Annotated in this window: 4 protein-coding genes and 1 pseudogene; 1 reads left to right on the top strand and 4 read right to left on the bottom strand. The window is 54.3% G+C overall.

The genetic code is table 11. The features are described 5' to 3' along the window. Positions 1-640: nucleotide sugar dehydrogenase (locus tag TSH20_RS09180; protein WP_146207472.1), on the bottom strand; the 640-nt coding region annotated here is incomplete at its 3' end. Positions 641-1,133: 493 nt separating this feature from the next. Here TSH20_RS09180 and TSH20_RS09175 point away from each other — a divergent pair. Further along, complete coding sequence (locus TSH20_RS09175) at positions 1,134-1,376, top strand: transposase (protein ID WP_282183568.1); 243 nt, start codon at positions 1,134-1,136, stop codon at positions 1,374-1,376. 19 nt (positions 1,377-1,395) lie between these two features. Here TSH20_RS09175 and TSH20_RS34595 read toward each other — a convergent pair whose 3' ends face one another. The 3 genes and pseudogenes from TSH20_RS34595 to TSH20_RS35440 all read right to left on the bottom strand — a co-directional run. Continuing rightward, positions 1,396-2,676 (bottom strand): hypothetical protein, encoded by a 1,281-nt coding sequence (locus TSH20_RS34595; protein ID WP_146205463.1) that lies wholly within the window; start codon positions 2,674-2,676, stop codon positions 1,396-1,398. 55 nt (positions 2,677-2,731) lie between these two features. Continuing rightward, on the bottom strand, positions 2,732-7,150 hold the full coding sequence (locus TSH20_RS09170; RefSeq protein ID WP_109074440.1) for a glycosyltransferase: 4,419 nt from the start codon (positions 7,148-7,150) through the stop codon (positions 2,732-2,734). 66 nt (positions 7,151-7,216) lie between these two features. Further along, positions 7,217-7,674 (bottom strand): annotated as a pseudogene (locus TSH20_RS35440) (hypothetical protein); the annotation flags it as partial.

Raw genomic sequence — 7,674 nt, 5'->3', positions numbered from 1 at the left:
GGAAGGTGTTGGCGGCGTATTTCGTCAGCTCCGCCGTCTCCAGCGAGGTCACCACGATCGGCGTCTCGATCAGGTAGAGCGGCCGGTAGAGCCGGCGCATCACGTCGCCCGCACGATCCGACGTGGCGCCGATGACGACGCGGTCCGGCCGCATGAAGTCGCCGATGGCGGAGCCTTCGCGCAGGAATTCCGGGTTGGAGGCAATGTCGAACTCGGCGTCGGGGCGCACCCGGCGGATGATCGCCTCGACCTCGCGGCCCGTCCCGACCGGAACGGTCGACTTGGTCACCACCACCGTGTAGTGGTCGAGATGCTGGGCAATCTCCTCGGCGGCGCCGAAGACGTAGGACAGGTCGGCATGGCCGTCGCCGCGGCGCGACGGGGTGCCCACCGCGATGAACACGGCGTCGACGCCCTGCATCGCCTCCTTCAAATCCATGGTGAAGGACAGGCGGCCGGCGGCGACGTTGCGGGCGACGAGGTCGTCCAGGCCGGGCTCGTAGATCGGAATCTCGCCGCGCTTCAGCCGCTCAATCTTGCCGGCGTCTTTGTCGACGCAAGTGACATGCACGCCGAACTCCGAAAAGCAGGCGCCGGAGACCAGGCCGACATAGCCCGTGCCGATCATCGCTATGCGCATTTTCCACTCAATTTTTCGAAGGGATGGTCTACAAAACGGTATGGAGAGGCCTCGTCCGTGCGGAGCAAGTCAAGGTGGTTGTCGCCTGAGTCATGCGACCGCAGCCGTTTTGCGCAGCTTATGATCAATTTATCGTGCCACGACTAGCCGGAAAAATTCATGAGGGTTGGCGGGTGTAGCGGCATCCGTTGAGCAGCCGTAGGATTTGGGTGCTGAAACCAATCCCAGCCGTTTCCGGAGCGCCCACTCGCCATGGTTGATCATACTCTGCCGCTGCCCGGTCTGTCACCCCTGGCTGGAAAGCCGGTGATGTGCTGGCGCGCATAAACGACATGCCCCAACCCCGCCTGCACAAACTCCTGCCCTGGAACTGGAAGGCAATCCGCGAGCAGACGAAAGTGGCCTGACCGCGGCGCTCAGCGGATGCTTACGATAGGGCCTGCCTTCATTCATGGCTTCAAGTCTGGGATGAAGCCTGACGCCGTCTCCCATCGTGCCCTCCGTCTCCCGTGAACCCGCGCGCAGTCTCGGCTACGGAAGACACTTCGGGAAGAAGGGTGCGCTCGTACCGCTTACGTTCAAGGTCGTGCCGCGGCGATGGGTGGTCGAGACGACCTTCGGATGGATGATCCGCTGGAGACGTCTGGTTCGCGATTACGAAGCGCGCATCGACGTCTCCGGCGGCATGATACAGCTTGCTATGGCAAGCCTGCTACTTCGCCGAGTCTGCCACTGAAGCGGTTGTCAAACAGGCTCTAAAAAGATGGTGTAGTGGGGGAAAGCCGAAGGCGATCTGAAAAGCCCGCTCCCCGCGTATTTAGGCCTGCCCAGGCGTCGAATAACGATCCAATATCTAGCGCCACTCCTCCACGCTCTTTCACCTCGCGGCAATATATCTTTCCAAGAATACCGCCGCCGACCAAAACTAGGCATCCTCTAAGATCTCGCGAACGAATCTCACTCACTACATTTCGGTAAACTGTAGGAAAGTGTACCCCGCACGCGTAACCGCGATCAGCAAATTCTTTCTCTGCAGGAAGCGGGATTGATTCAATGGTGCATTGCCCGAGCCGCACGGAGAGCGCGCTCTGAACATCTCGACCAGAGATAAGGACAATGCGTTCGGCGTTGCGCATCATAGAAAAGAAGCTTTCAGATGATCCGAGCTCAAGATGTACGTTAACATTTGTGAAACAACATTGCTCATTGAAGAGATCAAGATTCTTCCCAAGGGTGTATACGCTGTTTTCTAAAATGTGTAGCTTCTGCTCAATGCGCTTTTTAATCTGGGGAACTCCAATGTAATTGGCCATCCTCACAGAATTCTGTAATTCATAACTTATGTAGCGAAGGTCATCAGAAGAAAGGTCCTCTGCTCCCCATTGTATCCGAGTAGTTATGTATACATCTGAATTAAAGTACATAAGCGGATAGCCAATCATCCGTGGCTCGCAATGATTGACCCTTATGAAAGAAAAACCCACCCTCTCCCTTAGAGCTTCATTTGCACAAGATAGAAGCATATCAGAATTTGCTATTTTTCCATTGCGCACGCCGCACCAGGACTGAAGGTACTCTTCTTCAGATGACCGGTATGGCGAATGCCGCAACGGCGTATTATTATCACAACGAAATACTATACTTTCACCGGCTTCTTGCTCCAGCAACATTAAATCGAGGGCAAGAGAGCTCTTCCGAATTACGTTTATGATTCTGTTGTTTGTTCGCTTTTCTACGACAACCAGCTTCTTAGTTCCCCAGGTCGCCGCGACGGCCAAGAAAAACCGAATAGCCTCTTCAGACTTGTACTTGCTCAAATAGTATGCAAAGACGGGGAAGCTTTCTTTGTTGAGAGAGATGGCGTCCTTTAGCCAGTCATGTGGGTTGTTGATGGGCCCCGTGGATTTATCGATAAACGCGATCGTCTGAGTGCCGCGCATCTCAGGCACAAGATTTCGTAGATGAACAACTGTTTCTCCCTCGCTCCACGTAGAAAGAAGAATGCAGTTACGATCAAAGTGCTCAGTGTTCATCATCGTTGGCTTTGTCTGAATATGCTTGGTACCATCAAACGAGTTTGCATTGGCAACATTATATCGGCTCCATCACTCTCGATTGGTCTGCATCGCAGTCTGCCAATTGTATAACGTGCCTTACATCCCGTGATGCTCTAGTGGGCGCAAGCTGCAAGAGCAACTGGTCAAACTCAGCAAGAGACCTACGTAGAAGCCGATGGCCAGTTACCCAGTTTCGCGCTTGGTCACACAGCTGTAGCGTGATTTCTGGCGTAGCCACCATTCGACACAGTGCCGAATACCAGTCATCAGTATTATTAGGAACCAAGAGTCCTCCACCGCTTTCGATTACACACTGCCGATAGCTGACGGTGTCGCTATACAGACCAGCAAGACCTGCGACAGCATAATCCAAATACTTCAGCTCCGATTTGGCCGCGTTAAAAAAGGTGTCGGCGAGCGGAGCCACGCCAAAACTCATCGTTTGGCAGATCGCGCGCAACCACGGTACGAAGTCTGGATAATTAGTGCGGTTACCGGGCACGCTAATAGCCTCATACCAATCGCCCGGCGGAGTTTCCCCTCCGATAACAAAGAAGCGGACGTTCGAGTGTTGCTCCATCAGGCGGAGCATAGGTGTGCGAATGATTTCGAGATCCTCGCGATGCGTCGCTGTCCCCATGTATAGGATCCGGACTTCATCGCCACTTTTTGGTGCCAACTGCTCCGGGACATCTGATACCTCTTCCAGAGGGGAAAGCCAAAGACGTTCGCTGATGTAGTTGGGCAGGTGAACGACCTTGTTAGTGACGGGCGCAAGCCTCTCCGCAAGGGTGGTCGTTGATACAGTGACGCACGTAGCCGCTTTGGCTAGGGTCAAGATCCCGCTCCTTGCAAAGGCGTAACGACCGTCGGGGTCCTTCTCCTCCGGAACGGCTAGCAGGTCATCGTCCAGGTCCATCACAATGGGGATCTTGGCAGTGCGGCATGCTGATACGACAGGCTCAACAAGCCAGGGCGCAATGGCATTCCTCTGGATCAATAGCAGGTCAATGTCGTTTAGCCTCTGCAGATCTACGCACTCCGCAGGCTTCATTCTGACAAAGCTCAGTTCTCGATCTAGTCTATTAGCTGTTCGTTCCCAAATTCTAATGTGAGTGGAAGCGGGAGCTTTGAGGGGGTTTCTTGGATCCGAAATGCTTACAACTCCGACAACGGGCCGCTCATGTTGGCTGCCGAACGCGCGCCGCCGACAAAGAACGGAGTGGTAGAGCTGGTCGTATTTTTGGGACATGGCATCCGTCGTATTGGCGCTGCCTTCTCCGCGCTGCCACGCCCTGACTTCAGTCACCCGAGCTTCATATTGGTTATCATCAAGCGCCAAGGAGCAAAGATGAGAGTATAGCTGCTCGATGTTGTCGTGGGGCAGGAGCCAGCCACCGCCACTCTTCCGAATACGCTCTGCGACGGCGCCAAAGTCAAAGGCGAGCACAGGTAGGCCGCAAGCCCACAATTCGGTCAACGTGTGGCAGTAAGTTTCCGGCCAAATCGAAAACACCGCTCCGAAATGAGGTCCGATACGAGCCGCACGCTCCTGAAATTCGGCCCTTTTGTAGCGCCCGTGTCTAATTATATTATGGCCCTGAATCGATGGGTCTGCATCTCCGAGAATGTGGAATTCAAACAAGCCAGCGCGATCATATGCGGCTAGCTGCATTATCACGTCAGCACCCTTGGCTGTATCGATGTTGCCTGGAACCAGAATTCGAACGGAGCCATCCTTCCTTGGTGTGGTCGCGAGGGTCTGCATACGCTCGAAAGAGCGTCCGTGAGGAATCACTCGAAAATCTTTTTCCCTCAGTTGAGGGTACACATCCGCAATGATGGAGCGGCTGCCAGAGGAAGTTGTGACGTACGCGTCGCAATGCGATAGCATACCCTTCATCATTTCCCTCCATTGGAAAATAAACTTGTGCTTCAACGTCGGCTTCGGGCCGTTCCATAGCTGAGACTTGCATTCGCCGTCACTCGGCGTGCATTGACCTCCGCAGTAATTGTTGACATCGTCAAGAAGCTTCACAGTCGGGCATATAGTGTAAAAGTCGTGAAACGAAAATATCACTGGGATCTCGAGCCGTTTACAGATTTCAGGCATGCTAAGGCTATGCCAAGCGATATGCCGAATGTGAACTAGTTCGAAAGAGTATTCAATCAGCCACTGGGTTAATACCTGGTCGTACTGCGTGCTCCGATGGGTTCCCATGCTGAGTGGTACGGCAAGGTGTGACTTGGCTACGAGCCTTTCGCGTCCGTCAGTCATTTCGTAGAGTTCAAGTGCGGAAGCGTCGCACCGGAGCAGCCAAGTGTCATAGCGGTCCGACAAACCCAACATGAGATCAGCGTTGGTCTGAGGTGTCCCGCCCGTTCTCGTTGAGAGCACAAAGAGAATGCGAGGAAAACCACGGGTCGCCGCGATTTCGCTGCTATGGGCATGAATGCGGCGGACCCGATGGCGTACCAAGTTCATTGGCACTCCGCTGCTAAGGACCCCGGTAAGCGTCCTGTACTCCGGATATCTCTGAGCAAGAACTAGGCGGCCCTGCTCATACAGTTCACTCTTCTCGGCGCCAAAGCTTGCAGACCGCTTATGGTATACAATTGTCCGATCATCGACGACATGATGGTATCCGGCTCTTAAAGCCCTTATGCAGAAGTCATTCTCCTCTCCATAGCCACGCGGAAATGCTTCTTCATCGAGTCCGCCTACGACGTCCAGGCAATCTCGTCGAATATAAAGGCAAAAGCCATTTCCAGTCGGCACTTCGGGGCGAATAGTGGCGGCAGTCTGAGTAATGAGCCTAGCATATTGGTCACGATGCAGCCATTGGGGAACTGCATTTCCCTGTCCAAACTCCGGGACAGAAAAGGCGCCGGCATTATCTGAAAGCGGAGTGACTGTAGCAATTCGGTGCCTGGAATAGGCGGCCTGCTTTAGGTTCTCCAACCATCGAGGAGTTACAATCGTGTCGGAATTCAGCAAAACTACATCCGCCGAACCCGCTGCAGCGATACCGCGATTGACTGTTCGGGTAAACCCCAAGTTCGTTTCGTTGCACATGATAGTGATATTCTTGAACGCAGAGAATGCGCTCAGGACATCTTGTATTCTGGGATCTGGACTTGCATCATCAATGACGATAAGGCGCGCAAGACCAGAAGTGTACCTCGCAACAGAATTGAGGCACGCTGTCACTTCGTCTGCGGCGTTGTAGACCGGCACGATAATCGCGACCTCGCTAGCCGCAATCTCTGCGGATATAGCGGTACTTATCGGGAAGCAATGCGGAAGGTCGGATAGATTTTTAGGGCCACCATTCAGGCTGATACCCGTTATCTTGTCGACGACCTGGATTACCGCATCGCTCTCGCAAGCCGGGCTGATCGGAATATATGCTTCGAACCCACCGCAACTTGCAGATATTTTATGCCGCCGCAAATCGCCTCGCGGCTGGTCGGCCCTGATGGTAATAAGAGGGACACCATCCGCCTGCACTTCGAGTTGGACGGGATGGTCTGGATTGTACGTATCAACAGCCCAGCCTTTTAGGGCGCCTCCCGAAAGGCCCTCTATTTTTCCGCGCACGGATCTTTTCACGGACGCAGCAAGGGATGCAACAATATGGTCGCCATGTCGCAATTCAAAACAATGCTCCGCGCCGTCAAAAAGCGTTATGACTTTTTGCTGAGATTGGATCGTAGAAACGATCTCGCTCATCGGAATTATGAAGCCACTGCAGAGGGCCTCAGTTACCTTGAACCATTCTGCAATGTCTGGCCTGTCGATTGAAGCTATAGGCACGCCGATAAAGGAGCCGTCGACAAAGAGCTGAACGACTGTATCGGTATCCCTGTTTGGCGGGCAAAAAATCCATCCGGCCACGCCCTGCGGAAGAACAGCCTCGATTTTACCCCATGCTTTCAGCGGCCGAACTTGGGTCGATGGGGCTATGCTCAAACAGCGCATGCCGTTGCCGATAGTAATGTCTTCTGCTGAGACGCCGTCAAGCTCGTGAGGAACCCAAACGGCAAAAGTGCAGGGCGCATCCGAAATTCCCGCCTGTAGCAAGTCCTCTCTGGAATGGAAGGATGTTATCGCGAGAGCCTCTGTCCCGCGCAGGAAGACATACGTGTTCCTGGGAGGCTCTCCAGTTGCCGTATCCAAAATCCATCCACTAATAAAAATAATGCTATTCCCAATTTCTATGACATCGACGTGCCCTTCGAAGGCTGGCGGTGCAATAAATTCCGGGCCGTCAAGCTCAAGAGTAGATTCATTAGCTTCCAACAGCTGGTGATCTGCAAGAAGCCGGGTTGGCAGATGAAATTTGCGTTCGGAATGGGGCCACACCGGCTTAGCTGCGTCACCAGCGGTCAGATGCTCGATTTTGCCGGCTTTCGGGTGTGACCCGGAGTTATTGTTAATCGGTGCTGACATTTGAATTCAACCTTGATCGAATTAGGGTCGCTGGACCGTCATGTTGTTGTCGATCACGCGACTTCCTCAGCGTGATGATAAGCGTTCTGGAGGCACTACATCGCTCAGTCCGGCGCATCCACGCCGCCGCATGGCGGATGTGAGCCTCCTGATCCGGGTAAGCCGGCGTCCATCCCAGTTCCTGCCGTGCGTGCGTTGCGTCGACGAGCAGGGTCGCTGGATTTCCGGACGGCGGTCCGTAAGCCTGACGCTGATCGGCCGACTGGTGACCCACCCGACGGTGTTGATCACCTCGTGCACTGAAAAGCCTCGGCCGGTGCCCAGGTTTGCGGTCAGGCTCTTACCGCCGCACAGGCGGGGCAGCGTCAACGCGTGGGCCTCGGTCGCCTCGACGACGTGCACGTAGTCGCGGATAGAGATCCTGTCGAGCGTATCATAGTGCACTGACACAGACATAGGATTCACAAGGGGCGGACGACGTGCGATTCTGTCGGCATGGCCCAGACCGTCAATGTCATCGTTAG

The sequence above is a fragment of the Azospirillum sp. TSH20 genome, assembly GCF_003115935.1.
Lineage (GTDB): Bacteria > Pseudomonadota > Alphaproteobacteria > Azospirillales > Azospirillaceae > Azospirillum.
The sequence above is the reverse complement of the archived record's forward strand: the minus strand, read 5'-3'. Positions and strand labels throughout refer to the sequence as shown.